The following is a 25,982-nucleotide window of genomic DNA, read 5'->3' as shown; positions in this document are numbered from 1 at the left end:
CTCACTGCAGGAACGGGTTCGTCCAGCCGCCGCGCTGGGCGGGGGCCTTGGGAGGGAAGCTCGCCTCGAGATAGTCGAGCACCTTCTTGCGGTCCTCGTCCGCCAGGGGCTGCATATTGTGCTTGCTGACCATCCAGGCGAGCGTCTCGTTCCATTTGTCGCGGGTCATGCCCTGGGCCGCGACCAGCTTGAAATTATGGCAGGCGACGCAGGCGTAGAACGCTTCCTCGCGATGCGGCGCGTCCGGGAACATTTCGGGCGTCTCCTCGGCGGGAGCGGGCGCCTGGGCCAGCGCCAGCGAGGCGCCGAGCAGCATGACCGCGCCGAGCGTGAGCCCGGCGCGGCGCAGATACGCATTCATCAGGCTCATCCGACCAGCACCGCGACCCGGTGCATCGGGTTCGCGCCGTAGCCCTGCGGGTTCCAGCCGCCGGCGATGTGCGGTTGGGCGCGGCCCTTGCCGTCGGTCGCCCTGACCCAGAGCTCGTAATAGCCGTCGGAGGGCAGCTCGACCTCGGTCGTCCAGCGGCGCCAGTCGAAGCGGTTGCGCGGCTCGGCAGCCTTGGCCTGCTGCCAGGTCGCGCCGAAATCGATCGAGACATCGACGCGGGAGACACCGTCATGCCCGTCCCAGGCGGCGCCGCGCAAAGCGAGCTTGCGGGTACCGGCCGGAAGGCGCGTGCCGTTGGCCGGGTTGGTGATGATGCCGCGCACCGGCATCGAGGTCATGGTGCGCATATTGGATTCGTCGGTCTTGCCGCCGGGGATCATCGGCTTGATCGCGACCGAATAGGAGGTTCCGCCCATGCCCTGGCCGTCATGGACCTTGTCGCGGATCGCGATCCGCTTCAGCCATTTATGCGAGACCGAGGCCGGGAAGCCGGGAACGATGACCCGCAGCGGCCCGCCATGGATGTTGCTGAGCGGCTGGCCGTTCATCGCCCAGACCAGCAGCGCATGCTGCTCCAGCGCCGCCTCGATCGGCACGCCGCGCGAGAGCACGTCCTTGCTCGGATCGCCCGAAAGGTGCTGGTCGGCGCCGTAATTGCCGGTGTGGACCGCGCTCGACTTCAGCCCGGCACTCTTCAGGACCTCGGCGAGCGAGGCTCCGGTCCATTCGGCGCAGCCGGCGCCGCCATTGGTCCACTGGTTGCCGCGGGCGGTCGGCTGGAAGAAGGAGCGGCCATTGCCGCCGCATTCAAGCACCATGCGGTAGGTCTTGGCGGCGAATTTCTGCTTGAGCTCGCCGAGCTTCATCTTGAGCGGGGTGTTGACCTCGCCGTCGATGCTGAATTCCCAGGCATCGCCTTCGGTGAAGCCTTCCGGCGTCTGGCCGTTGTTGCGGATGTAGAACTTCTCGGTCGGCGTGGTGTCGTCGTCGAGCAGGTGCTCGGGCGTTTCGGCGACGAGCGGACGGTCGCCGAGCACGACGAGGCCCTTGGCCTTGCCCGGAAAGTCGAGGATCTGCGGGCCCTTCGGCGCTGCGGACGGTGGTGCGCCGGCCGGAGCCGCGGTGCCCTGCGCCATCGCGGCCGGGATCAGGCCGGCCGGCATATTGGCCGAGAACGGGATCGCGCCGCCGACGGCCGCACCCATGGCCGCCAGGCCGGCACCGCCCAGGAAGCCGCGGCGCGAGGCGTCGGTGCGCCGGCCGAAGGCCTGCGCATCGGCCCGCTCGGGATCGTCGCGATAAAGTTCGGCCAGGGAGCGTTCAGCCTTCGCCATCAGTTTCCTCCTTGAGGCGCATCACCAAAAGGCGCCACTGGAGGATGAGACGTTCGAGCGGCTGGAATCATTCCATGCTGCGCCGTCTTTTTGAGAAGTCGCCTCAGGCGAGGCAGGATGGCGCGGCGCTCCAGTCCTGGCGCAGTGCGGTGCGCAGCGGCTCGATACCGGGGCCAGGGCGTACCGTCAGGTCCCTCAGGAAGCCGGCCATGATGGCGAAGCGCGCCGCCGGCATGCCCGTCGCGATCAGGAGATAGCTCTTGCCGTCGGCGTTCCAGCGGGCGAGCGCATGCGGCGTCTCGCTGCCGCCCGGCGGGGGCTCGGGCTGAAGCTGCGTCGCGACGTGCAGACTCAGGCGACAGCCACGCGCGCCGGTGAAGCCGGCATGCTCCTCACCTGCGGTGACGGCGCTGCGCCAGGCCGGCCTTAGGCCGAGCCGTGCCAGCTCGCTCGCGATCGGGTCGGAGGAAGCCTGCATCACGCCCTCGACCGGGACGATGTCGGCGTGGCGCTCATGGGCGGCGAGCGACGCGGCCAGGAAGCGGTCCTCCTGCGGGTTTCCGGTCGGTCGAAGGGCGAAGAGGGTTGCGCTGGCGACGAGCGCCAGAGCCACTGCGGCGGCAAGGTTGCGTTGGCGTCGCTGCGGCGGCGCCTTGGCCCGCGGGAAGGGCGGTGCATCGTCCGTCGGCAGCGCCCGCAATTGGTCCTTCAGCCCGATGATGCCGCGCAGGCCCTGCGCCGCCGGAGGCGAGGCGCCGAGCAGGGCCGCGACCTCGCGCTGATCGGCGACCGCCAGTTCGCCATCGGCGAAGGCGTTGAGCCGCTCCCAATCGGCCGGGCCGGGCATATCAGCGCGCCGCGACATGGCGCTGGGGCAGGATGCGGATATTGGTCTCGCCGATGATGGCGAGCATGGTGGCCCGGGCACGAGCCAGTCGGCTCATCACCGTGCCGGTCGGCACGCCGATGATCGCCGCCGCTTCCGCGTAGCTGAAGCCATCGAGATCCACCAAGACTACCACCTCTTTCATCGCGAGCGGCAATTGCTCCAGCGCCTGCCGCACCGTGATGGCGTTGAGCGCGCGTTCGGCGACACGCCAGTCGATCGGTTCAGGCGCTTCGCTGCCTGCTTCGCGCGCGTGCCGCCGGCTCTGGTCGACCAGCAGGTTGCGCAGGATGCAGTAGAGCCAGCGCCGATAGGCGACGTCGTCTGCGGGCTCGCTCTTCGCGCTGAGGACACGCAGCGCCGCCTCCTGGGCGGCGTCGCCGGCCCGTTCGCGATCCCGCGTCAGAGCGCAGGCATAGCGGAAGAGCCGAGTCCATTCGCGTTCGAGCCGCGCATTGCGCGCCGACTTACGTCCGTCGCGCCACATGATCGCGCCATCCGAACCAGTTCTCGTGCGGCGGAAAGCAGGCCATCGCCGGCGCGCCGCAGTGAGGGAGAAATCAGCCTATATCGCAGGACTGGCGAAAGTCGAACCGCTTTTCGAGGCCTGTGCGGAAAGGCCGCCGCCGCTCAGCCGAAGCGCCTGGCGAGGGTGCTGCGATAGGCGTCGAGCACACCGTCGATCATGGTGTCGAGGCAGAAATTCGCGCGTACATAGCTCGCGAGATCGGTGGCTTCGGCGCGGCGTGCCGCCTCCGGCATGGCCAGCGTCCTGCTGATCGCGTCGGCGAGGATCGTCGGATCATTGGGTGGGATCAGCCGCGGCGTATGCCGCGGGCCGTAGATTTCCTTGATGCCGCCGACATCGGTCGCGATCAGCGGCTGCGCCGCGGCCGCCGCCTCGAGAATCACATAGGGCAGCGATTCGGCGCGTGAGGGAATCGCCATGACCCTGGCCTTGGCCAATGCGGCGCGGATCGGTCCCGGCGGCTCGAAGACGCATTGTCCGGCGACGCCGTGATCGACCGTCATCTGCTTGAGCAGCGCCTCGTCCGGCCCGGAGCCGACGATCAGGACGCGCGGGCTCAGCCCGCCGCTTGTCTTCAGGATCTCCAGCGACTGGATCAGCGTATCGACGCCCTTGGCCGAGCGCAGCTCTCCGAGATAAACGAGATCGAATGTCGCCGAAGCGTGATCGATCGGAGCAAATTCGGCGTCCGAGATCCCGTTGAGGACGATGCGATGGTCGGTGCGCGGCAGGTGGCCGGTACAGGCCTGGAAACGCCCGGCGATGAAGGCGCTCTCGAAGAGGAACATGTCGGTCGCCGGTTCGAGCAGGCGCTCGACGCCCATATAGATGCGGTGTTCCGTGCTGCCCGGCTTGTAGTTGAAGCTGCCGCCATGCGGCGTATAGGCCGTCATGTAGCGGCGGCCGGGCGAAAGCAGTGCCGGCAGCCGCGCATAGACGCCGCCCTTCGAGCCATGCGCATGCACGACCTGCGGTGCGGCTCGCCGCCGACTCCCGATCGCCGAAATCTGCGCCCTGGCATCGGTCAGGCTCGGATAGCGCGACATCGGCACGCGCGTCACGCCGAGCGAGAGCCTGGGCCCAAGTTCGGCGAAGACCTCGTCGGCGCGGGCTCCTCCGGTCGACGAATCGCAGAAGATGCCGACCTCGTGGCCGCGTTCGGCCTGGCCGCGCGCGAGGTCGAGCACATGTCGGAACAGACCGCCGAGCGGAGCGCGGAAGACATGCAGGATCTTCAAGGGGCCGGCGTCGGTCGCGGCAGGCATGACGATGGGCTCCGCGCCGGGACTAGAACCAGCGTTCCTTGATCACGATGGTGTCGCCGGGGCGCACCGCATAGGTGATCGGCACCGTGCCGGTGACGAGCTGTCCGTCCATCATCCGGGTGACTTCCGCGAAGTTGCGCTGGCCGCGCGGCGTGAAGCCGCCGGCAATGGCGACGGCGGTCTGCACCGTCATGCCGTTCACGAAGGGAAACTGGCCGGAATTCGTGACTTCGCCGAGCACGAAGAAGGGGCGATAGGCGTCGACCTCGACCGAGACCCTGGGCTCGCGCAGATAACCGGCGCGCAGACGCGCCTCGATCGCCCGCTCGAGCTGGGCGGTGGTGCGGCCATTGACGTCGATCGCGCCGATCAGCGGCATCGAGATGCGGCCGCTGCCGTCTACGGCATAGACATTGGAGAGATTGTCCTGCCCGAAGACGATGATGCGCAGCCGGTCGCCGCTGGCGAGCTGATAGGGCCCGGCATTCTCGATCGCTAATTCCGTCGCCACGATGCGAGGCGCGCAACTTGCCGCCGCAAGCGCGACCACCAGCGCAAGACAGACGGGGCGTCTACTCATCATCGCGTGCTGAACCCATCCAAAATCCGGGCTCAGGGTTAGGCTGACATGCTTAAGGGCAGGTTAAAATTTGCACCGGATTAACCATGGCGGGCTTGCGAGGGACGAGCGGCGCTGGCTTCTGCTGAGCGCGCGCCTGTGCGCGAGGCGAGGCGTGCTTCCCGGTCGGTGCGCTGCGTCGCTTCAGGAAAGGTGGCGCTGCCGAGTTCGCCCGTTCCGCGCGGCGTTTACCGACCACTAACCTTAATCGGTTCTCATTGACGCTGCGTCCTGATCTCGGACGCGAGAGTTTTGCGTGAATGGAAGCCTCATGACCACTCGCGATGACATTGCTCCGGCAGGCGGTGAAGGCCGCTCCGGCGACATGCTCGACCTGGCCGCCCTCTGGGCCGCGATCAAGGCGAGGAAAGCGTGGATCATCGGCCCGACGCTGGCAGCGCTCGGGCTCTCCTTCATCGCCGTCAACATCATTCCCCCGCGCTATACCGGCGAGGCCCGGATCCTGCTGGAGAACGGGGACAGCTTCTACACGCGCCCCGGGCCGACTGCGGACAATTACGGCGCCCAGTTCGACAGCGAGGGCGTTCAGAGCCAGGTTCAGGTCGTCATGTCGCGGGATCTCGCACGCGAGGCGATCAAGCGCATCGGCCTTGTCGGCAATTCCGAATTCGATTCGGGCGCCGGCGCCCTGGGGGCGCTGAAGAAGGTCGGGGTGCTGCTCGGCCTCGGGGCGCACCCGGCCGATCGCTCGCCCGAAGAGCGCGTGCTCGAGAAGTATTACGACCGGCTTCTGGTCTACCCGGTCGGCCGTTCGCGCATCGTCGCGATCGAGTTCACCTCGCAGGACCCGGAGCTTGCCGCCAAGGCGGCCAACATCATCGCCAGCACCTATCTGGAGATGCAGGGCGCGGCCAAGCAGGATACCGCCCGCAGCGCCTCGTCCTGGCTCTCGACCACGATCGAGCCGCTGCGCAAGAAGCTGGCGGAATCAGAGGCCAAGGTCGAGGAGTTCCGCTCGCGCAACGGCCTGCTCGTCGGCACCAACAACACCACCATCACCGCCCAGCAGCTCGCCGATCTCTCGACGCAGCTCTCCAGTGCGCGCACCCAGCAGGCCGAGGCGCAGGCCAAGGCCTCGATCGTCCGCGATGCGATGAAGAGCGGCCGGACCTTCGAGATTCCCGACGTCGCCAATAACGAGCTGGTGCGCCGGCTGATCGAGCAGCGCGTCAATCTGCGCGCCCAGATCGCGCTTGAATCACGCAATCTCCTTTCCGAGCACCCACGCATCAAGGAGCTGAATGCCCAGCTCGCCGATCTCGAGGGGCAATTGCGCGCCGCGGCGGAGCGCACGGTGCGGACGCTCGAGAACGAGGCCAAGATCGCCGGCCAGCGCGTCGAGAGCTTCACCGCCGCTTTGGAAGGCCAGAAGAAGACGGTGTCCGGCGCCAATGACAGCGAGGTCCAGCTGCGGGCGCTGGAGCGCGAGGCGCGCACCCAGCGCGAACAGCTCGAACAATACATGCTGAAATATCGCGAGGCTCTGGCCCGCGACGCCGACAACGCGACTCCGGCCGATGCCCGGATCATCTCGCGCGCCGTCGAGCCGACGCAGCCCTCCTTCCCGAAGAAGATTCCGACCATGATCGTCGCGACGCTCGCGACCTTCTTGATCGCGCTGGCGACGATCATCTCGCGCGAGCTGCTCAACGGATCGGGCCCGGGCTCGAGCGGCAATCGCCAGCCGCCGCGCAAGCCGCCGGGCTGGGTCGGCGCCGCCGCCGCCCGCGAGCCGCAGGCCGATCCTGGTGACGACAAGACCGTGGACCCGCGCCAGGCACGCGTCGCCGGCCTGCTCACCCATGGCGGTCGCGTCGGCCAGCTCCAGCTCGATCTGTCGGATCCCGACCGAAGCCTCGCCGACCTCGCCGAGCGTGTCGATGACGGGCGCCCCGGCTATGCGCCGCTCGTGGTCGTGCTCGACGGAGCGGCTCCCGGCGACGTCTCTGCCCGGGCGCTGGCGAGCCTGCTCTCCGAGCGCTGCCGCTGCGTGCTGGTCGATCTCGGCAGCGATGTGGCACGCAACCAGGCCGGTTTCTCGGAGTTGCTCGCCGGCGAGGCGCTGTTCTCCGACATCATCACCCGCCAGCCGAATTCGCGGCTGCATGAGATCGGCCCCGGCTATGCCGGCCGCGCCGCAGTGCTGGCGGCGCCGGATATCGTCGAGGTCGCGCTCGCCGCGCTCTGCGAGACCTATGACTGGGTGCTGGTCGCCGCCGCTTCGAGTGACGAGGCGGCCGTGCTCGCCCCCCTCGTCGCCCAGGCCCAGGCCGCTCTGGTCATGGCCGGCCATGTCGGCAATGGCCACGCGGTCGAGGCCGCCTATCGCCTCTCCGATCTGACCAAGGCGCCGATCGCCCTGGTGATGGTCGAAGGCGAAGGTCGCTTCGGGGAGAAGAGCCCCGAGGTCAAGCCGGCCATGGCCTGACGAGGCCGCGGCGTACGCAGCAACGGAGGGCGGCCTTCCGTCAGTCCTCGGGCGCGTTCCCGGGGCGGCGCCTGAGCCAGCCGAGCACGCGCAGCGACGCCTTCAATGCGAGCGGCGAGGCCTTGATTCGCCGCTTCAGTGCTCGCTTGAAGCGGCTGAATCCGGCATAGGCTCGGCCTTTGCCGGTCAAAGGCAGGAAGGTGTCGACGAGGTCGTCGCGATCATCGCAGATCGTCGTCTTGTAGCGGGCTTCGCCGACGCCGAGGTCGAACATCGTCAGACCGTCCCGGCATTTGCGCTTGATCAGTTCGACGAGCAGCAATTCGCCGGGGCTGGTGCGTGCGGCCGCGGTGTCGAGGTCGAAGGAGGTCGCCATTCCGGAGAAGCGCGAGCCCTGCACGGCACCGACATAGGTCGCGACCGAGAGCCCGTCGAGATCCAGCGAATAGAGCTCGACCACCGGCGGCCTGCCGGGCGAACCGAGCGCGGCCTGGCGCAGGAATGCCCGGATCGCCGGGTCGGCAAACGGGTCCGGCAGGCGCAATTGTGCGAAGCGCGCTGCCTTCTGCGCCAGGAAGGCATCGAGCACACGCGCGATCGTCGGTTCGTCCTGCGCCTGCACCAGTTCGGACGGGCCGAATTCGGCGAAGCGGTTGCGCTTGGTGGTCAGCTTCTTGCGGGCATGCTTGCTCATCGAGCGGCGCAAGGTGCCGTCGCAGTCGTTCGGCTGGAGGGCGAGCTTGTAGGCGAGGCTCGGGCTCGCACCGGCGGCGAGTCTGGCGGTCGGGTTGTGGATGCCCTGCCAATGGGTCGGCTGGTTGACGAAGACGAAGGCATCGATCCCGCCGATGGCGGCGCCGATCTCCGACAGCAGCAGCCGCGTCATGTCGGCGTCGAGGGCCTCGGCGAAGTCCGGGCGGTAGATCCCCATATGGTAGTTGGCGTGCTTGCCGCCGATGAACTCGGCGAAGCGGGTGCCGTGCCGGCGCGTGATCACCAGTGGCAGCAAGGCGAGGGCTTTACCCTCGCCATCGCAGATGCGGACGAAGCGGAAGCTCATCGCGCTGGCGCGGCCGACCGTCTCGATGAACGGGCGGATCCAGTCATAGGCCTGATAGGGGGTGGTCAGGCCGGTGGCTTCGAGAAGGCGCCAATCGGCCTCGATCTCGCCAACTTCGCTGCTGACGCAGATCCGGTCCCAGCCGCGAATGCCCGTCCGCTGTGAGACAGCGTCGGCCGGCAGCTCCGATGCGCTTGCGGCGAGGGCAGACATTCCGCGATCAGGCTCCTGTTTTCGCCGCGACGTCCTTCCTTAACCCGGCATTGTGAACGGAGCTGCCACTGTCCGGGCGTTGCATTCTGCGATTGCCGAACAGCGTTAGCGATCGGTTGAATCGGGCATGTCGATGAGCCGGAAGAATCTGGAAACCGCATGAGCTGGCGTCACAAGGCTTTTTCTGCCGCCTTCAAGGCGATCGCGCTGACCGGCGCCGATCGCTGGGGCCGGGGGCTCGCCCAAGGGCGGGGCGCGGTGCTGATGCTGCATCATGTCCGTCCGGCCCGGAACGGCGGTTTCCAGCCCAATCGCCTGCTCGAGATCACGTCCGGCTTCCTCGACCGCGCCATCAGGCTGATCCGGGCCGAGGGCTACGACATCGTCCCGCTCGACGAGGTTCCGGCACGGCTCGCCGATCCCAGGCCCGGTCGCTTCTTCGTCGCCCTGAGTTTCGACGACGGCTATCGCGACAATCTCGATCATGCCTGGCCGGTGCTGGCCAAGCATCAGGTGCCCTGGACGCTCTTCGTGACGCCGGGCTTCGCCGAGCGCACGGCGCGGCTCTGGTGGCTGGAGCTGGAGGAGGCGATCCGCGCCTTGCCGCAGGTCGCGCTCGATTTGCCCGATGGCCGCTTCAGTGCGCCCGCCGGCACCGACGCCGAGAAGCAGAAGGCCTTCGACCAGCTCTACTGGCGCCTGCGCAAGGGGCCGGAGGCGAGCCTATTGTCCGCGATCGCTGATCTTTCGCGGCAGGCCGGCGTCGACCCGGTCGCGCTGGTCGAGCGCCAATGCCTGCCGCTGGAGACGCTGCGGGCGCTCGCCGGCGCACCCGGCGTCACGATCGGTGCCCATACGATGAGCCATCCGATGTTGGCGAAGCACCCGGAGAATGTGGCGCGGCGCGAGATCGTCGCGAGCAAGGCCTGGCTGGAGGAGAAGCTCGGCCTTTCGATCCGCCATTTCGCCTATCCGGTCGGCGATCCCGGCTCGGCCGGCCCGCGCGAATTCGCCCTGGCGAAGGAGGCCGGTTTCGCCAGCGCCGTGACGACGCGACCGGGCCATCTCTTCGCCGAGCATGCCGAGCACCTGCATGCGCTGCCGCGCGTCTCGCTCAACGGCTTGCATCAAAGCGAGGCCGCGTTGAAGGCGCTACTGTCGGGGCTGCCGTTCCTGCTCTGGAACCGCGGGCGCAAGGTCGTCTGAAACGGAAGCGGGCTACGGTCGGGCCCGAGTGGTCCGCCGAGGTTCAGAAACGCTTTGAGCAAATATTTCTGGCGTTGTAATGTCGTTCCGGCCCTCGGAGGCAAGTCATCCGGTGAACGATGTGCCAGCAGATGTCGGACGCGATGGACAGGATACGCGTCCGAGCTCCAGGACGGCAGAAGAGGCAAAGAGCTTCCAGCTGTCGCAACATCACGCGACTGTCATCGCAGCTTTGATTGCATTGGTCGGCGGACTTGTCGGTCATTTCGTGACCAGTTGGACCGCGCTCGGTCAGAATGACCGGAACGCTACGGCCCAGACCCTGCAGGCGAACGACCGGCTCAAGCATGAGATGGCGCTTCAGAGCACGAAGCAAGAGCACGAAATAAAGCTCGAGCGGCAGAAATTCATCCAGCAGACGATCGGGAACGTCGTTGGAAAAGGAACGGTCGAGCAACAGCAGACATCTTTGAGGTTTTACGCTGAAGTGGGCATCATAGAGGAGCCCTATGCGTCCAAGATTCTGAAGCTGCGGCCGGACCAGCTGCCGGTAGCGACACCTGGGAAAGGGACTGTCGCCCCGGTTTCGGGCAAGTTTGTGGATGGCGTCGATCTGACCCGTCTGGCGCTGCCGGGCTTCGGGATCGTCGCGCACCGCATCAATTCGTTGGCGAGCGAAGTCGGGTCACGCTGGATTCCATCCGATTTCTTCGGTGGACCATTCGCGGCGCCGGGGCCGCGCTTTATTGTCGTGGACTTCGCGGCAGCCGATCGACTCGATCAGCTGCTGACCGGGATGAAGGCGGCGCGCGCATCCGTTCATGTCGTCATCGATCGCGATGGGGCCGTGGCTCAATTGGTCCCGTTCGATGTGGTTGCCTACCATGCGGGTGCGAGCAGTTATTCCGGTATCACCGGCCTCAATCAGCACAGCATCGGAATCGAGCTGGTTAACAATGGCCGGCTGAACCGATCGGATGACGGCTCATGGGTGACCTGGTCCGGCCACGTCGTTCCGCCGGAGCGTGTCTTCATCGAAAGTGGGGACGAGAAGCAGGCCTGGGAGCGCTATACGGAAGCGCAGTTGGCTTCCCTGGCGGGCGTCATCCGGTCCCTGAAAACTGCCTATCCCAGTCTGCAGGAGGTGGTTGGCCAGTCGGATATCTCGCCTGGACGCAAGCTCGGCCCGGGACCAGCTCTCAACCTGAGCGCTCTGAAGCCCCTCTAGCTTCGTCTTCGGGTTCTCAGTCCTTCCGTTCCATCCACTTGATCAGCGGCAGCAATGGCAGGACCCAGGCGAGGCCGAGCACGATATACACGATGGTCTGCACCGGCTTCGAGGCTTCGGTGACGCGTCCCTGCGCCAGGGCCATGGCGATGAGCGCGTAGACGCAGACAAAGACCAGGATCACCACCGTGCCGACGAGCTTGCGATGGCTTTGGGTCATGGGATCTGCTTTCCGGCTGCGGCATTGCGGGCGTTGTTCGGGCTTGCCCGCCGGACTATCTGTCACCCGACGCCGCGCTTGTGAAGCGCATTCCGGCCTTTCACCTGCGACCCGAGGTCCCGCTTCCGTGACGATCGCGCTCGAACATACCCGGCTGGCCGCTGCCGCTTCCGGTCATCCCGGCATCCGCCGCTGGCTCTGGGCTACCGCCTTCCTGGTCTTCGTGATGATCGTCGTCGGCGGTGCGACGCGCCTCACCGGTTCCGGGCTCTCGATCACCGAATGGCGCCCGGTCACCGGCGCATTGCCGCCGCTCACCGATGCCGCCTGGGCGCTCGAATTCGACAAGTATCGTGCCAGCCCGCAATATCAGCTGCTGAACGTCGGCATGGCGCTGGCCGATTTCAAGTTCATCTACTGGTGGGAATGGGGGCACCGCCAGCTCGGCCGCTTCATCGGCCTGTTCTATCTCGCCGGCTTCTTCGTGGTGGCGCTGCGCCGCCTGCTGCCCTGGCCGCAGGTCGCGCTGCTCTTCGGCATGGGCCTGCTGCTCGGCCTGCAGGGCACGATCGGCTGGATCATGGTCGCTTCCGGCCTCGAGCCCGGCATGGTCGCGGTCGCCCCGGTCAAGCTCACCCTGCATCTCACCTTCGCCGGCCTGTTCTTCGCCAGCGTCGTCGCCTACGCCACCTGGCTGACGCCGTTGCGCCGGGTCGAGCCGCGCCAGGGCAGGGCGGGAGCCCGCTTCCTGCTCCTGATGCTCTTCGTCCAGATCGCCCTCGGCGGGCTCGTCGCCGGCTCCAAGGCGGGCTTCACCTTCAACACCTGGCCGCTGATGGACGGCGCCCTGATGCCGCCGGCCTCGACGCTGTTCGCCGGCAGCCCGCTCTGGGAGAACTTCGTCGACAACGTCGCGCTGGTGCAGTTCAACCACCGCATCGGCGCCTATCTGCTGTTGGCGCTGGCCCTCTGGCACCTGTTCGCGTTGCGCCGCGTCGCTCCCGGTTCCGGCGGCACCAGGCGCGCCGGCGCGATCACTGGCCTCGTGCTGGCGCAGTCGGCGCTGGGAATCGTGACCCTGCTGCTGGTGGTGCCGCTCTGGGCGGGGCTCGCCCATCAGGCGCTCGGCTTCGCCGTGCTGGCGATGGGCGTGGTTCATGTCACCCGCACCGAGCAGGGTCTGCGTCCGGAAGGCGCCTGACCCGTCTGTCAGGCCTGCCGCGGCAGGGGAAGTCCCACTCTGAACGCGCCTTGTGAGCGGAAATGAAAATGGCCGGCGCGAGGCCGGCCATCCTGAAGGCGGTTTCGTCGTCCTGGCTCAGGCGAGCGCCTGCTCCAGATCGGCGATGATGTCCTCGACATCCTCGAGGCCGATCGAGAGGCGCACCACCTCCGGCCCGGCGCCCGAGGCCGTCTTCTGCGCGTCGCTGAGCTGGCGGTGCGTCGTCGAGGCCGGGTGGATCACCAGCGAGCGGGTGTCGCCGATATTGGCGAGGTGCGAGAACAGCTTGAGGTTCGAGACCAGCTTGACGCCGGCGTCATAGCCGCCCTTCAGGCCGAAGGTGAAGACCGCGCCGGCGCCCTTGGGGCAATAGCGCTGGGCGAGGGCATGGTACTTGTTGGCGGGCAGGCCGGCATAGTTGACCCATTCCACCGCCGGATGCTGGGCGAGGTGCGTCGCGACCTTCAGCGTGTTCTCGCAATGCCGCTGCATGCGCAGCGGCAGGGTCTCGATGCCGGTCAGGATCATGAAGGCGTTGAAGGGCGAGAGGGCCGGGCCCATGTCGCGCAGGCCGAGCACGCGCGTCGCGATCGCGAAGGCGAAATTGCCGAAGGTCTCGCCCAGCACCATGCCGTTATATTCCGGCCGCGGCTTGGAGAGCATCGGATAGCGTTCGTCGCCGACCCAGTTGAACGAGCCGCCGTCGACGATCAGGCCGCCGATCGAGTTGCCATGGCCGCCGAGGAACTTGGTCGCCGAATGCACCACGATGTCGGCGCCGTGCTCGAAGGGGCGGATGAGATAGGGGCTCGCCATCGTGTTGTCGACGATGAACGGGATGTTGTGCTTCTTGGCGATCGCCGCGATCCCGGCGAGGTCGACGATGACGCCGCCCGGATTGGCGATCGACTCGACGAAGATCGCCTTGGTCTTCGGCGTCACCGCCGCGGCGAAGGCTTCGAGATCGTCGGAATCGGCCCAGATCACGTTCCAGCCGAAATTCTTGTAGGAGTGGTTGAACTGGTTGATCGAGCCGCCATAGAGCTTCCTGGCCGCGACGAACTCGTCGCCGGGCTGCAGCAGAGCGTGGAAGCAGAGGAACTCGGCGGCATGGCCCGAGGCGACGGCGAGCGCCGCGGTGCCGCCTTCCAGCGCCGCGACGCGCTCCTCGAGCACGGCATTGGTCGGGTTGCCGATGCGGCTGTAGATGTTGCCGAAGGCCTGCAGACCGAACAGGGAGGCGGCGTGGTCGACATCGTCGAAGACGAAGCTGCTGGTCTGGTAGATCGGCGTCGCGCGCGCGCCGGTCGCCGCGTCGGGGGCTGCGCCGGCATGGATGGCGAGCGTGTTGAAACCCGGAATGCGATCGGTCATGGCGTGCTCCCTGCAAAATTCTGTCTTCGAACAAGTCGTTCGATTTAAAGAACGCTCTCGTCGCCGTCAATTCGGATGCCGGCGGGCTGCAGGCGCGACGCGCCGAGCTTGATGCCGGTCTTCAGCACCAGCTCGCTCGTCCGGGACGAGTTGGGAGGCTGGCCGCAACGTGCACCGCCTTCAAGCCGGTGCGGCCGCGATGAACTTATGTCCCCGGCCGGTTGATCGTCAGTTTCTGGAAGCCCTTGCCGGCGAGCGCCGGCTTCTTCGAGGAGAGGATGCGCGAATTGATGCCCTGCCAGCCGATCTCGCCGGAGAGCCGGCCATATTCGATCTTCGGGCAGCGGTTCATGATCACGGTGAGACCCTTCGCCTCGGCCCGGGCGGCGGCCTCGTCATTGCGCACCGAGAGCTGCATCCAGATCACTTTCGGCAGCGGATCGAGGGTCAGCGCCTCGTCGGTGATCGGGCCGGCGGCTTCCGAGTTGCGGAAGATCTCGACCATGTCGACCGGTCCGGGAATGTCCTTGAGCGAGCCGTAGACGGCCCTGCCGAGCAGGGTCTGGCCGGCGAGACCGGGATTGACCGGGATCACCTCATAGCCGCGGTCGAGCAGGTATTTGGTGACGATCCAGCTCGGGCGCGCCTCGTTGGCGGAGGCGCCGACCAACGCGATGCGCTTCACGCTCTTCAGGATGTCGCGGATCAGGCTGTCGGCGTAGGATTCGTGGTCCATCGTCTCGTCATTCTCGGTCGAAACAGGGTGCAAGGCCCGCGAAGCCCGGGGGCTGGCGGATAGTGGTCATCGGCGAGGCGGGTCAAGCCCGGCCGGCGCGCGCCAGGGCAATCATCGCTCCCAAACTGGCGGCCGTTTCTCGATGAAGGCGCCGATGCCTTCCTCGGCGTCGCGCGCCAGCATGTTTTCGACCATCACGGCGCTGGCATGGTCATAGGCCGCCTTCAGCCCCATTTCGCGCTGCTCATAGAAGGTGCGCTTGCCGGTCTTCACCGTCGCCGCGGATTTCGAGGCGATGATCGCGGCAAGCGCCTGGGCACCCGCCAGCGCCTGGCCGGCCGGGACGACGCGGTTGACCAGCCCCATCCTTGCGGCATCCTGCGCCGGGACCATCTCGCCGAGCAGCAGCATCTCCATGGCGTGCTTGGCCGAGAGGTTGCGCGACAGCGCCACCATCGGCGTCGAGCAGAACAGGCCGATATGGACTCCGGGCGTGCTGAAGCGCGCTTCCGCGCCGGCGACGGCGAGGTCGCAACTGGCGACGAGCTGGCAGCCGGCCGCGGTCGCCGTGCCCTCGACGGCGGCGATGACCGGCTGGGGCAGGGCGGTGATCTGCTGCATCACCCGCGAGCAGCGCCCGAGAATGTCGGCGAAATAGGCGCGGCCGCGATCTGGATCGGCGCGCCGCGCGCTCATCTCCTTGAGATCGTGCCCTGCGGAGAAGACCGGGCCGGCGGCGGTCAGCACCACGGCGCGTATGCTGCGGTCGGCGGCTATGGCGGTGAAGCTCTCGGCGAGCGCGGTCAGCATCGCTTCGCTCAGCGGATTGCGGGCCTGCGGCCGGTTCAGCGTCAGCGTGGCGATGCCGTCGGCATCCTGGCGGAGCAGAACCGGCGCGGCCTCGGGCCGGATATGGGCGTTCATGGCATGGGCCTTTCGATGTTCCGCCTATTGTCGGAGTGCGGCGGCCATGCTGCAAGGGGCGTAGCGTCCTGCCAGCTTTCGGTTTTCCGCACGATGACGACACGCATGAGCGCCTCCGAGATCGAGGCCTATCTCGATCGGATCTTTCCGCAGCTCCACTATGGCGGGCGGACTTATTTCGTCGAGGAGGTCGGGCCGCTCAGCGCCCGCATGCGCTGCGACTATCATGAGCGGCACCTGCGGCCGGGCGGCACGATTTCCGGCCCCACCATGATGGCGCTGGCCGATCTCGCGCTCTATGTCGCGATCCTCGCCCAGATCGGCCCGGTCGCCCTCGCGGTGACCACCAGCCTGAACTACAATTTCCTGCGCAAGCCCGGCCAGGCGGCGCTGATCGCCGAGGCGAGGCTCCTCAAGCTCGGCAAGCGGCTCGCGATCGGCGAGGTCTCCCTCTACTCGCAGGGCGAGAGCGAGATCGTCTGCCACGCCACCGGCACCTATTCGATCCCGAGCGAACGCTGACTTGGCGTCATTCTCGGGCAGAGCGCAGCGGAGATCCGGCAATCTCCTGACAGGATCTCGCTGGTTGCAGAGATGGTCCGGTCAAGCTCGGTCATGACGCTGAGGCATTGAGCGCGGTATCTAAATACCGTTTCCGGCACTGCACTGAAAACAATGCCTTTTTTGGCTGATATCGGCGTTATCGCCGCTTGACATCGCGAGGCTTGCCGCCTATCCACCGCCACACACCGCCGCCGGCCTTCCGGCGGCTTGTCCTTTTTTCAAGCAGCCGAAGGGTGCCGCGATGAAGACCATCTCGCTCAAGCCCGCCGATGTCGAAAAGAAGTGGGTTGTGATCGATGCCTCCGGGCTCGTCGTCGGCCGTCTCGCCTCCGTGGTGGCGATGCGTCTGCGCGGCAAGCACAAGGCCGCCTACACCCCGCATGTCGACTGCGGCGACAACATCATCGTCATCAACGCCGAGAAGGTGGTTCTGACCGGGCGCAAGCGCGAGCAGAAGAACTACTATCACCACACCGGTTATCCGGGCGGCATCAAGGAGCGCTCCGCGCGCTTCATCCTCGAGGGTCGCTTCCCGGAGCGCATCGTCGAGAAGGCGGTCGAGCGCATGCTGCCGCGCGGCCCGCTGTTCCGCCAGATCCTCGGGAACCTGCGTGTCTACAAGGGTTCGGAGCATCCGCACGCCGCCCAGTCGCCTGAGGCCCTCGACGTCTCGGCGCTCAACCGCAAGAATGCGAGGGTCTGACGATGGCCGAAGTCCTGCAGTCGCTCGATCAGCTCGGCCAGGTCGCCAAGGGCACCCAGCCCGAGGCTCCCGTGCACGTCAAGAAGGTCGATGCCCATGGCCGCGCCTATGCCACCGGCAAGCGCAAGAACGCCATCGCCCGCGTCTGGCTGAAGCCCGGTACCGGCAAGATCACGGTCAACACCCGTGATCAGGAAGTCTATTTCGCCCGCCCGGTGCTGCGGATGATCCTGCAGCAGCCGCTGCAGATCGTCGATCGCCTGACCCAGTACGACGTTGTCGTCACGGTCAAGGGCGGCGGCCTCTCCGGCCAGGCCGGCGCGGTGCGCCACGGCATCTCCAAGGCTCTGACCCATTACGAGCCTGAGCTGCGCGGCCCGCTCAAGAAGGAAGGCTTCCTGACCCGCGACGCGCGCGTCGTCGAGCGCAAGAAGTTCGGCCGGGCCAAGGCTCGCCGCAGCTTCCAGTTCTCGAAGCGCTGATCGGCAAGGCACTCGCCGGCTTTCTGCCGGCCATGCATCGGGGCGGCTCGCAAGAGCCGCCCTTTTTCGTTTTGATGGCCCGCCATTCACGATGACGCGCAGGATCCGAGCCGGAGACCGCGCCAAGGAGCTTTCCATGCCCCGTCCCGTCCTTCTCGTCACCGGCGGCAGCCGCGGCATCGGTGCCGCCATCTGCCGTTTCGCCGCCGAGCGCGGCTATGACGTCGCCGTCAACTATCAGGGCAATGCCGCTGCGGCGGCTAAGGTCGTCGCTGCCTGCGAGCGGGCGGGGGCCAAGGCCGTGGCGCTGCAGGGCGACATGGCGCTGGAGGCCGACATCCTCCGCGTCTTCGCCGAGGCCAAGGCCGCGCTCGGGCCGTTGACCGCCGTGGTCAACAATGCCGCGATCACCGGCAAGTCGAGCCCGCTCGTCGCGGCGCAGGCGGAGGTCATCCGCGCCTGCATCGATCTCAACGTCACAGGCGCGATCCTGGTGGCGCGCGAGGCGGCGCGGGCCCTGCTCGCCAATACGGGCGCGAAGAACCGTTCGATCGTCAACATCTCCTCGATCGCCGCCGGTCTCGGCTCGCCCGACGAATATGTCTGGTACGCGGCCTCGAAGGCGGCAGTCGATTCCCTCACCGTCGGCCTCGCCAAGGAACTCGCGCCGCAGGGGATCCGCGTCAATGCGGTGGCGCCCGGCATGACCGAGACGGACATCCACGCCGTTTCGACCGGCGATCCCGGCCGCGTCGCCCGCATCGCCCCGACGATCCCGCTGAAGCGCGTCGCGCAGCCCGAGGAGATCGCCGAAGCGGTGCTGTTCGCGCTCTCGGAGGCGGCGTCCTACATGGTCGGCTCGATCATCCGGGTCGGCGGCGGGCGCTAGATCGCCGCGTGTCCGTTCGGACGCGGTCACGGCGATCCATCTTTTTGTTATCGCATCGGAATTTTCCGGAAAGTGGAGTCCACTTTTCGGTCCGATGCTATAGCCGGGTAGAAGTGGCTGTTCGCCCGTTTCCGGCCGTTCATGGCTGGAACCGGACGGCTGGCGTGCTAAAGCGGCTGCTCATTCACCCGGCAGAAGGCAGCTCATGCGCGTCCTGCTCGTTCTGATCGCTTTCGGCATGGTCGCCGTGCCGGCTCTGCTGGCGCTGGCGCGCACCGATCTGCCGCGCGGACGGCGGATCTTCAATGCGCTGGTGGTCTTCCTGGCGCCGGCCTTCGCGCTCGGCCTGATCCATGGCGTGCCCGAGCTCGACGGCCGGGCGCTGCAGCATCCGATCGCCTGGACGACCCTTCGCCTCGTTCTCACCGGGCTCGCCCTGATCCTGCCCTGGTGTCTCCATGTCTGGCTGAGCGGCCGCCGCTGAGCCTTCTTCAGGAACCGACCATGACCGAACCTGCCGAAACCCCGACGATCGACCACGCTTTCACCGGGGGCCGCAAGGGCCCGGCGCATGATCCGACCTATGCCGGCGCGCTCTCCTTCATGCGCCGGCGCTACAGCAAGGACGTCGCCGGCTGCGACCTTGCGATCTGGGGCGTCCCCTTCGACCTGGCCGTCTCGAACCGCCCCGGAACCCGTTTCGGACCGCAGGCCATGCGCCGCGTCAGCGCGATCTTCGATGGTGATGCCCAGTACCCGTCGCGGGTTGATCCGTTCGAGATCCTGGCCGCCGTCGACTATGGCGATTGCATGCTGCCGCGCAGCGACCTTCAGGGTTGCGCCCGGGCGATCGAGACCGAGGCCGCCGCGATCATCGCGACCGGCGCCCATCTCGTCACGCTTGGCGGCGACCATTTCATCACCCTGCCGCTGCTGCGCGCCCATGTCGCGCGGCACGGCAAGCTGGCGCTCGTGCAGTTCGACGCGCATCAGGACACCTGGGATGATGGTGTCGGTGCGATCAGCCACGGCACCTTCGTGCTCGAGGCGGTGCGCGAGGATCTGATCGATGTCGAGCGCTCGATCCAGGTCGGCATCCGCACCGTCGCGCCGCGCGATTGTGGCATCGAGGTGCTCGACGGCTATCAGGCCCATGCGCTCGGGATCGAGGGCGTCGCGGCCCGGATCAAGGAGCGGGTCGGGCAGGGGCCGGCCTATCTGACCTTCGACATCGATGCGGTCGACCCGGCTTTCGCGCCCGGCACCGGCACGCCGGTCGCCGGCGGGCTTTCGTCGGCGCAGGCGCTGCAGATGGTCTGGGCGATCCGCGATCTCGACTTCCGCGGCATGGACATCGTCGAGGTCTCGCCGCCCTATGACCATGCCGACGCGACTGCGATCGCGGGGGCGGCCGTGGCGCAGCACTACGTCCAGGCGCTGGCGTTGAAAAAGGCCGCGCGCTGAATCGGCTTCTGAAGGTCCGGAATCATCCTGGCAGCGTCGCCGCGCAGGGGATTCCGATCATTGCGGAATCTCCGGCCACCATGCTCGGCTTCGCGGCGCGCATGGTGGCCGGCAGCGAGGCGCGCAGGCCTTTGCATTGACAGCCGGCCGGCCAGCGAACATATAGCGACGCATGGTCAAGAACCCGATCCGACGTCGCACCGCCACGGCCGCCCCGGCGCGCCCGCGATGACGCTCGGCTAGAAGTCCGAACGTCCGCGACCGCGCCAGAGAGCGCGGTTTTTTTATGCCCGAAGCCGGCCAAGCAGTTTCGGCCGGCGCCCGCCAGACACCTTGCGAGGGTCCGATGAGCCAGAACCTGAAATCCATCTTCATCGACGGCGAGGCCGGCACCACCGGGCTCGGCATCCGCGACCGCCTCGCTGCGGTGCCTGAGGTGGTGGTCAAGAGCATCGCGCCGGAAAAGCGCAAGGATCCGGCCGCCCGCAAGGAGATGATGGCCGGCGTCGACCTCGTCGTGCTCTGCCTGCCCGACGATGCGGCGAAGGAATCGGTCGCGCTCGCCGACGAGCTCGGCGCCCACGCGCCGAAAATCGTCGATGCCTCGACCGCGCACCGCGTCGCGCCGGACTGGACCTATGGCTTCGCCGAACTGGAGCCCGGCTTCGCGCAGAAGGTCGCCAACGCCAACCGCGTCTCCAATCCCGGCTGCTATCCGACCGGCGGCATCGCGCTCTTGCGCCCGCTTGTCGACGCTGGCCTGCTGCCCGCCGACCATCCGATCACGGTGAATGCCGTCTCCGGCTATTCCGGTGGCGGCAAGGCGATGATCGAGGCCTATGAGGCCGGCACGGCGCCGGATTTCGAACTCTACGGCCTCGGCCTGAAGCACAAGCATCTGCCGGAGCTGCAGCTTTATTCGCGGCTGGAGCGGCGGCCGATCTTCGTGCCGTCGGTCGGCAATTTCCGGCAGGGCATGCTGGTCAGCGTGCCGCTGCATCTGGGCGCACTGCCGGGCAAGCCGAAGACCGCCGATCTGCATGAGGCTCTGTCGTCCCGCTATGCCGGCTCGAGCTTCGTCTCGGTGCTGCCGGCTACCGCCGATGGCAAGCTCGAGCCGCAGGCGTTGAACGACACCAACAAGCTCGAACTGCGCGTCTTCGGCAACGACGAGCTCGGCCAGGCGGTGTTGGTGGCGCGGCTCGACAATCTCGGCAAGGGGGCGTCCGGGGCCGCGGTGCAGAACATCCGCCTGATGCTCGGTCTGCCCGAGGCCTGACCGGGCCCGGCATCGGCCGGCGATTTGACGAATGGCCCGGCGCGAGTCGGGCCATTTTCATGCCGCTTCCTCGCAGTTCAAATCTGCATCTGCGGTTTGCTCGTGAATTTTTTCGTCACGACCCCCCAAATGGGGGATGAGGTGCGTCGGGCTGACGCGCATAGCCTGTTCCTGGTCGCGTCCGCATGCCGATCTTCGGCAAGGGCGCGAACGGAACTGTCTCCGCTGCGCCAGACGTTGTCGGGACGTGCGCCGCCCGGGCTGGGTCGAACAGCCCCGGCGGCGCTTTTTTATCAGGCTCCGTAAGCCTTGAACTTCTGCTTCTGCGTGCCGAGCCCCTCGATGCCGAGCGTCACGGTCTCGCCGCCCTTCAGGAAGCGCGGCGGCTTGAAGCCGAGGCCGACGCCGGGCGGGGTGCCGGTGGTGATCACGTCACCTGGATCGAGCCGCATGAACTGGCTGATATAGTGGACGAGATAGGCCGCGCCGAAGATCATGGTCTTGGACGAGCCGTTCTGAACGCGCTCGCCATTCACCTCGAGCCACATGGAGAGATTCTGCACATCGGCGATCTCGTCCGGGGTGACCAGCCAGGGGCCGAGCGGACCGAAGGTCGGGCAGCCCTTGCCCTTTGCCCACTGGCCGCCGCGCTCGATCTGGAAGGCGCGCTCGGAGACGTCGTTGCAGACGCAGAAGCCGGCGATCGCCGCCATCGCGTCCTTCTCTTCGATATAGGAGCCGCCGTCGCCGATGACGATCGCGAGCTCGACTTCCCAGTCGGTCTTCTCGGAGCCCTTCGGAATGATGACGTCGTCATTCGGGCCGACGATGCAGTTCGGCGCCTTGTTGAACAGGATCGGCTCCTTGGGGATCGGCGAACCGGTTTCCTCGGCATGGTCGGCGAAGTTGAGGCCGACCGCGATGAAATTCCGGACATCGCCGACGCAGGCGCCGATTCGCGGTTCGCCCTCGACCAGCGGCAGCGATTCGGGCGCGATGCCCTTCAGCTTGCCGAGCGAGGCCGATTTCAGCGCCGCACCCGCGATGTCGGGCACATGCGCGGACAGGTCCCGCAGCTTTCCGGCCGCGTCGATCAGACCGGGCTTCTCCTGACCAAACGCACCATAACGAACCAATTTCACGTCGTTTCCCCCTAGTTCAATCGTTTCAAAGTGAGCGGCCGCCAAGGGCCGAGTGCCGCGCCGATCCTGTGCGGACGGCGCGCGCTGCGCAAGCCCGCGCGCGCGCATGGCATGCCTGCTCGGCGGGGAGCCGGGTGCTGTGATGCTTTTGCAACGCTGTTCAGCAAAGAACAATCGCCCGTGGGTGGAGAAAATGCCGCATTTTGCGGTGCACAACGCAAAATCGGCAATAGTTCTTATATAAACCATCTGTTCCGCGCCCCGACTCGGATTCGGCCTCCCGAAAACTGCTGTTTCTGCCCGTTTTTCGCGCTTCCCTTGCGATAGCCAGGGCGAGGCGTGGCGAAAATGCGGCGAACGCGGCGGGATTGCGGCAGGCGGGGGCTCACGGCATGCTGGCGGTCAGATTCCGTCCGGCATTGCCGAGGCGGTGCCAACAAGAACCTCAGCCTGGGGAAAGACGCCGCGATGACGAGCCTTCGGAGATACACTGCCGCTGCCACGGTTTCGCTCGCCGCACTGCTCGCGGCTGGTGCCGCGTCGGCCAGTTCCTTCGCGATCCGCAGCGGACAGAGCGCCGAGGGCCTCGGCATGGCCTATGCCGGCGCCGCCGCCGGCGGCATCGGCATGGGCTCCATGGCTTGGAACCCGGCGACGATCACCATGTTTCCCGGCCGCCACAGCCAGTGGAACTTCACCTATCTCTATGCCAGCGGCGATTATCAGCCGACCTCGACGACCACGGTCCTGACCCCGCGCGGTCGCGTGCCGATCCAGGCAGTCGGCGGCAGCCCGCTCGGAACCGGCAATATCGGCGGCGATGGCGGCTTCATCCCCGCTTCCTATTCCGCCTGGCAGCTCACCGACCGGTTCTGGATCGGCCTCACCACCGGCGCGCCCTTCGGTCTGCGTTCGAAGCCCGACAACCAGGTCAATGCGGCGCAGGCCTTCGGCCGTTCGGCGAAGGTGCAGACCTTCAACGTCGCGCCGACGATGGGCTACAAGGTCAATGACTGGCTCTCCGTCGGCGCTGCCATGCAGATCCAGTGGTTCAACGCCAGCCTGAAGCAGGCCAATGGCATCGCCGCGAACGCCGCGCCGATCATCATCGAAGGCGACACGATCGATTTCGGCTATCGCCTCGGCCTCACGCTGACGCCGTTCGACGGCACCACGATCGGCCTGGGCTATCGCTCCTCTGTCCGGCAGACGCTGGAAGGCACCATGCGCGTCTCGGCGGGGCCGACGCCGACGGCCGCCTTCCCGGTCAAGGCCAATCTGAACCTGCCCGATTCCGTGGTCTTCGGTGTTTCTCAGGTCATCAACGACCAGTGGCAGGCCCATCTTGGCGTCGAGTGGACCAATTGGAGCCGGTTCCGCAACATCCCGGTGGTCAGCCAGCTCACCGGGGCGCCGGTCACCAGCCTGAACTTCCAGTATGACGACAGCTGGTACTTCTCGGCGGGTCTGGAATACAAGTACAACCGTGACCTCACGCTCCGCGCCGGCGTCGCCTATGAGCTCTCGGCCGTCAATGACTACAACCGCCAGATCTTCATCTCGGACAATGACCGGCTCTGGCTCAGCGCTGGTGCGAGCTATCAGCTCACCGAGAAGCTGAAGGTCGATGTCGGCTACACCTATATCCACGTCAACAAGGCCAAGGTGAACTATACCGGCAACCATCCCCAGCAGGTCGTGAACCCGGCCTTGCGGGCGATCTCCTACACGGCCGAGGCCGAGCCTTACGTTCACATCGTTTCGGCCGCGCTCACCTATCGCTGGGACAATCCGACCGAGACGGTTCCGGTTCGCCCGGTCGTCCGCAAATACTGAGCTTCGCCAGAGAGCGACGCGAAAGCCGGCCTTCGGGCCGGCTTTTTTCGTTCAGGGAGAGCCGGGAGGGGCGGGCCGAGACCACTTTGCTCGGCCGGCCCGCGCGAGCGTTAGTTCGTTCGGTCAGGGTCGGCGCGAAGGTCGCGCGCAGACCGCAGTGGGCATGTGGGTCAGGCCCTGACCTTTACATAGCTGCCCGGCGCGTCTTCGAGCGGCGTGAGCTTGCCGTCGCCGGGGATCCGGGCCTCGACCTGCTTGGGCGCCTGCTCCGCGAGCCAGGCGAACCAATGCGGCCACCAGGAGCCCGGATGCTCCTGCGCCTGCCTGGCCCAGTCCTCGAAGGCGCCTTCGGGCCGGGGGCCGGTCCAGAACTGGTACTTCACCTTGCTCGGCGGGTTGACCACGCCGGCGATGTGGCCGGAACCGGCCATGACGTAGTCGACCGGGCCGCCGAAGGACTGCGAGCCGATGAAGACCGATTTCGCGGGTGCGATATGGTCCTCTTTCGTCGCGAGATTGTAGACGGGGATGGTGACCTTGCCGAGGTCGAGCAGCTTGCCGCCGATCCGCATCTCGCCCTTGGTCAGCTTGTTGTCGAGATAGCAGTTGCGCAGATAGAAGGAGTGGTTCGCCGCCGGCATCCGCGTCGAATCCGAGTTCCAGTAGAGCAGGTCGAAGGCGGTCGGAGCCTTGCCCTTCAGGTAGTTGTTGACCGCATAGGACCAGATCAGGTCGTTCGGCCGCAGCATGTTGAAGGCGCCGGCCATGCGTGCGCCATCGAGATAGCCGCGCTCGGCCATCTGTTCCTCGAGAGTGCGGATCTGGTCCTCGTCGACGAAGACCGAGAGCTCGCCGGCATTGGAGAAGTCGACCTGCGTGGTGAAGAAGGTGGCGCTGGCGATGCGCTTGTCTCGCATGGCCGCCATATAGGCGAGGGTGACGCCGAGCAGCGTGCCGCCGACGCAATAGCCGATCGCGGAGACCTGCTTCTCGCCGGTCGCCTGCTCGACCGCCTCGAGCGCCGCGAAGATGCCTTCGCGCATATAGCTCTCGAAATCCTTCAGAGCATGGCGATGGTCGGGGTTGACCCAGGAAATGCAGAAGACCGTCAGCCCCTGCTCGACGCACCAGCGGATGAAGCTCTTCTCGGGGTTGAGGTCGAGGATGTAGAACTTGTTGATCCAGGGCGGTACGATCAGCAGTGGCCGCTTCAGCACCTTCGGCGTCGCGGGCGCGTACTGGATAAGCTCGATGATGTCGTTCCGATAGATCACCTTGCCGGGGGTCGTCGCGATGTTGACGCCGACCTCGAAGGCGCGCGTGTCGGATTGCCGGATTTTGAGCTCGCCGCCGCCGGCCTCGATGTCTTCGGCCAGCATCTTCATGCCGCGCACCAGATTCTCGCCGTTCTGGGCCAGGGTCTCGCGCAGCAGCTCCGGATTGGTCGCGACGAAATTCGAGGGGGAGAGGGCCCCGGCGATCTGCTTGACGTAGAAGCGCGCCCTGTCGCGGGTGTGCGGGTCGAGATCCTCCGCCTGCTCGACCATGCTCTCGGCCCAGCGTGACGACAGCAGATAGGCCTGCTTGACGAAATCGAAGACCGGATGGCTCTGCCATTCGGGATCGGAGAAGCGGGCATCGCGCTTTTCCGGCTCGATCACCGGCTCGGCCGGCTCACCGCCCAGGCGCTTCAGCGTCGCGCTCCACAGGCTGAGGAAATCAGTCGTGATGGAGGCCTGGGCCTCGATGATCTTATGGGGATCGCTGACCCAGCGCTCGGCCACCCGTCCGAGCACCTTGACCATCTCGCTGGCCTCGTCGGCGGCGCCGGTCTTGGCTTCGCCGCGTTCGATCGGCTTCAGATAGGCGGCGGTCACCTTGCCGGCCTGTTCGACCAGCTTGCCCATGTTCTGCGCCATCGCGTCGAAATCCGGCATAGTCGGCGCGTCGAGCACCGGCGGCTCGGC

General features: G+C 66.8%; 25 protein-coding genes. 12 read left to right on the top strand and 13 right to left on the bottom strand.

What is annotated here, in order from left to right; all coding sequences use genetic code 11:
* Window position 1 precedes the first annotated feature (1 nt).
* The 6 genes from AC3RCC_RS18410 to AC3RCC_RS18385 form a co-directional block, all read right to left on the bottom strand.
* Window positions 2-361: a hypothetical protein gene (locus AC3RCC_RS18410; protein WP_291649892.1), complete on the bottom strand. Its 360-nt coding sequence runs from the start codon at window positions 359-361 to the stop codon at window positions 2-4.
* Window positions 362-366: 5 nt separating this feature from the next.
* Window positions 367-1,725 (bottom strand): sulfite oxidase, encoded by a 1,359-nt coding sequence (locus AC3RCC_RS18405; RefSeq protein ID WP_492256174.1) that lies wholly within the window; start codon window positions 1,723-1,725, stop codon window positions 367-369.
* A gap of 103 nt (window positions 1,726-1,828) precedes the next feature.
* Entirely contained in the window at window positions 1,829-2,572 is a 744-nt protein-coding gene (locus AC3RCC_RS18400) for an anti-sigma factor (RefSeq protein ID WP_492256173.1), read from the bottom strand.
* 1 nt (window position 2,573) lies between these two features.
* Window positions 2,574-3,098, bottom strand: a complete 525-nt coding sequence (locus AC3RCC_RS18395; protein WP_492256172.1) for an RNA polymerase sigma factor — start codon at window positions 3,096-3,098, stop codon at window positions 2,574-2,576.
* A 143-nt stretch (window positions 3,099-3,241) separates the two neighbouring features.
* Complete coding sequence (locus tag AC3RCC_RS18390; protein WP_492256171.1) at window positions 3,242-4,405, bottom strand: glycosyltransferase; 1,164 nt, start codon at window positions 4,403-4,405, stop codon at window positions 3,242-3,244.
* A 22-nt stretch (window positions 4,406-4,427) separates the two neighbouring features.
* Window positions 4,428-4,985, bottom strand: coding sequence for a polysaccharide biosynthesis/export family protein (locus AC3RCC_RS18385; protein WP_291636450.1), 558 nt, complete (start codon window positions 4,983-4,985; stop codon window positions 4,428-4,430).
* 310 nt (window positions 4,986-5,295) lie between these two features.
* Here AC3RCC_RS18385 and AC3RCC_RS18380 point away from each other — a divergent pair, with 310 nt between their 5' ends.
* Entirely contained in the window at window positions 5,296-7,473 is a 2,178-nt protein-coding gene (locus tag AC3RCC_RS18380; protein ID WP_291636448.1) for a GumC family protein, read from the top strand.
* Window positions 7,474-7,513: 40 nt separating this feature from the next.
* On the opposite strand, the gene AC3RCC_RS18375 is transcribed toward AC3RCC_RS18380, so the two are convergent.
* A complete protein-coding gene (locus AC3RCC_RS18375; RefSeq protein ID WP_492256170.1) occupies window positions 7,514-8,746 on the bottom strand; it encodes a GNAT family N-acetyltransferase in 1,233 nt (410 codons plus the stop codon).
* Between the two features lie 159 nt (window positions 8,747-8,905).
* On the opposite strand from AC3RCC_RS18375, the gene AC3RCC_RS18370 reads away from it, so the two are divergent.
* Window positions 8,906-9,952: a polysaccharide deacetylase family protein gene (locus tag AC3RCC_RS18370; RefSeq protein ID WP_492256169.1), complete on the top strand. Its 1,047-nt coding sequence runs from the start codon at window positions 8,906-8,908 to the stop codon at window positions 9,950-9,952.
* Window positions 9,953-10,064: 112 nt separating this feature from the next.
* Window positions 10,065-11,180, top strand: a complete 1,116-nt coding sequence (locus AC3RCC_RS18365; RefSeq protein ID WP_492256168.1) for an N-acetylmuramoyl-L-alanine amidase — start codon at window positions 10,065-10,067, stop codon at window positions 11,178-11,180.
* Window positions 11,181-11,196: 16 nt separating this feature from the next.
* On the opposite strand, the gene AC3RCC_RS18360 is transcribed toward AC3RCC_RS18365, so the two are convergent.
* Entirely contained in the window at window positions 11,197-11,400 is a 204-nt protein-coding gene (locus AC3RCC_RS18360) for a DUF2842 domain-containing protein (RefSeq protein ID WP_291636440.1), read from the bottom strand.
* Between the two features lie 127 nt (window positions 11,401-11,527).
* Between AC3RCC_RS18360 and AC3RCC_RS18355 the strand changes: the two genes are divergently transcribed.
* Window positions 11,528-12,601, top strand: a complete 1,074-nt coding sequence (locus AC3RCC_RS18355; RefSeq protein ID WP_492256167.1) for a COX15/CtaA family protein — start codon at window positions 11,528-11,530, stop codon at window positions 12,599-12,601.
* Between the two features lie 117 nt (window positions 12,602-12,718).
* Here AC3RCC_RS18355 and AC3RCC_RS18350 read toward each other — a convergent pair whose 3' ends face one another.
* The 3 genes from AC3RCC_RS18350 to AC3RCC_RS18340 all read right to left on the bottom strand — a co-directional run bounded on the left by AC3RCC_RS18350 (window position 12,719) and on the right by AC3RCC_RS18340 (window position 15,656).
* On the bottom strand, window positions 12,719-13,996 hold the full coding sequence (locus AC3RCC_RS18350; RefSeq protein WP_291636437.1) for an O-acetylhomoserine aminocarboxypropyltransferase: 1,278 nt from the start codon (window positions 13,994-13,996) through the stop codon (window positions 12,719-12,721).
* Window positions 13,997-14,201: 205 nt separating this feature from the next.
* Window positions 14,202-14,732 (bottom strand): CoA-binding protein, encoded by a 531-nt coding sequence (locus AC3RCC_RS18345; protein ID WP_452118062.1) that lies wholly within the window; start codon window positions 14,730-14,732, stop codon window positions 14,202-14,204.
* 111 nt (window positions 14,733-14,843) lie between these two features.
* A complete protein-coding gene (locus tag AC3RCC_RS18340) occupies window positions 14,844-15,656 on the bottom strand; it encodes an enoyl-CoA hydratase (protein WP_492256166.1) in 813 nt (270 codons plus the stop codon).
* A 105-nt stretch (window positions 15,657-15,761) separates the two neighbouring features.
* Here AC3RCC_RS18340 and AC3RCC_RS18335 point away from each other — a divergent pair, with 105 nt between their 5' ends.
* From AC3RCC_RS18335 to argC, 7 genes are all read left to right on the top strand, one after another.
* Window positions 15,762-16,178: a PaaI family thioesterase gene (locus AC3RCC_RS18335; RefSeq protein WP_291636431.1), complete on the top strand. Its 417-nt coding sequence runs from the start codon at window positions 15,762-15,764 to the stop codon at window positions 16,176-16,178.
* Window positions 16,179-16,461: 283 nt separating this feature from the next.
* Window positions 16,462-16,923, top strand: coding sequence for a 50S ribosomal protein L13 (gene rplM / locus AC3RCC_RS18330; RefSeq protein ID WP_066474843.1), 462 nt, complete (start codon window positions 16,462-16,464; stop codon window positions 16,921-16,923).
* Between the two features lie 2 nt (window positions 16,924-16,925).
* Window positions 16,926-17,405: a 30S ribosomal protein S9 gene (rpsI, locus tag AC3RCC_RS18325; protein WP_291636425.1), complete on the top strand. Its 480-nt coding sequence runs from the start codon at window positions 16,926-16,928 to the stop codon at window positions 17,403-17,405.
* 136 nt (window positions 17,406-17,541) lie between these two features.
* Window positions 17,542-18,294: an SDR family oxidoreductase gene (locus tag AC3RCC_RS18320; protein ID WP_492256165.1), complete on the top strand. Its 753-nt coding sequence runs from the start codon at window positions 17,542-17,544 to the stop codon at window positions 18,292-18,294.
* A gap of 205 nt (window positions 18,295-18,499) precedes the next feature.
* The gene (locus tag AC3RCC_RS18315; protein ID WP_492256164.1) at window positions 18,500-18,778 is read left to right on the top strand and encodes a hypothetical protein; all 279 of its coding nucleotides are present in this window, start codon (window positions 18,500-18,502) and stop codon (window positions 18,776-18,778) included.
* Between the two features lie 20 nt (window positions 18,779-18,798).
* A complete protein-coding gene (gene speB / locus AC3RCC_RS18310; protein WP_492256163.1) occupies window positions 18,799-19,758 on the top strand; it encodes an agmatinase in 960 nt (319 codons plus the stop codon).
* A 346-nt stretch (window positions 19,759-20,104) separates the two neighbouring features.
* Window positions 20,105-21,037 (top strand): N-acetyl-gamma-glutamyl-phosphate reductase, encoded by a 933-nt coding sequence (argC, locus tag AC3RCC_RS18305; protein WP_492256162.1) that lies wholly within the window; start codon window positions 20,105-20,107, stop codon window positions 21,035-21,037.
* Window positions 21,038-21,330: 293 nt separating this feature from the next.
* Here the strand turns inward: argC and AC3RCC_RS18300 are convergent, their stop codons facing one another.
* A complete protein-coding gene (locus AC3RCC_RS18300; protein ID WP_291636416.1) occupies window positions 21,331-22,179 on the bottom strand; it encodes a fumarylacetoacetate hydrolase family protein in 849 nt (282 codons plus the stop codon).
* A gap of 468 nt (window positions 22,180-22,647) precedes the next feature.
* On the opposite strand from AC3RCC_RS18300, the gene AC3RCC_RS18295 reads away from it, so the two are divergent.
* Entirely contained in the window at window positions 22,648-24,015 is a 1,368-nt protein-coding gene (locus AC3RCC_RS18295; protein WP_291649860.1) for an OmpP1/FadL family transporter, read from the top strand.
* 170 nt (window positions 24,016-24,185) lie between these two features.
* Here the strand turns inward: AC3RCC_RS18295 and phaC are convergent, their stop codons facing one another.
* On the bottom strand, window positions 24,186-25,952 hold the full coding sequence (gene phaC, locus AC3RCC_RS18290) for a class I poly(R)-hydroxyalkanoic acid synthase (protein WP_492258799.1): 1,767 nt from the start codon (window positions 25,950-25,952) through the stop codon (window positions 24,186-24,188).
* Window positions 25,953-25,982: the final 30 nt, after the last annotated feature.

Source organism: Allobosea sp. GW823-FHT01F03, assembly GCF_058798075.1.
Note: the sequence above shows the minus strand (reverse complement) of the source record. Positions and strands in the feature narration are given on the sequence as shown.